The 252-nt window shown below is 69.4% G+C and carries 1 protein-coding gene; it reads left to right on the plus strand.

Going from position 1 to position 252, the window contains the following annotated elements; genetic code table 11:
- Positions 1 to 65 precede the first annotated feature (65 nt).
- Positions 66 to 252 (plus strand): IS66 family insertion sequence element accessory protein TnpB (tnpB, locus tag FL311_RS43915; RefSeq protein ID WP_141333622.1); only part of this gene is annotated, 187 nt, incomplete at its 3' end.

Below are 252 nucleotides of genomic sequence, written 5' to 3' on the forward strand. Positions count from 1 at the left end.
GGGGGCGTGCGAGTGGAGGGGCTGACGCTGAAGCAGGTGGCGCGGCTGCTGCGGGAGTTGGGGGGATGATTGGAGCCACCCGGCGGCTGGCGGTGTACGCGTATGGGCAGCCGTGCGACATGCGAAAGAGCTTCGACACGCTGGCCACGCTGGTGACGGGCCACATGGGGCGCGACCTGCTGTCGGGCGACGTCTTCCTCTTCGTGGGAAGGAGCCGTCGGCGGGCCAAGGCCCTCTTCTTCGACGGTACGG

The organism is Myxococcus sp. AB025B (assembly GCF_006518215.1).
GTDB classification, from domain to species: domain Bacteria; phylum Myxococcota; class Myxococcia; order Myxococcales; family Myxococcaceae; genus Myxococcus; species Myxococcus fulvus.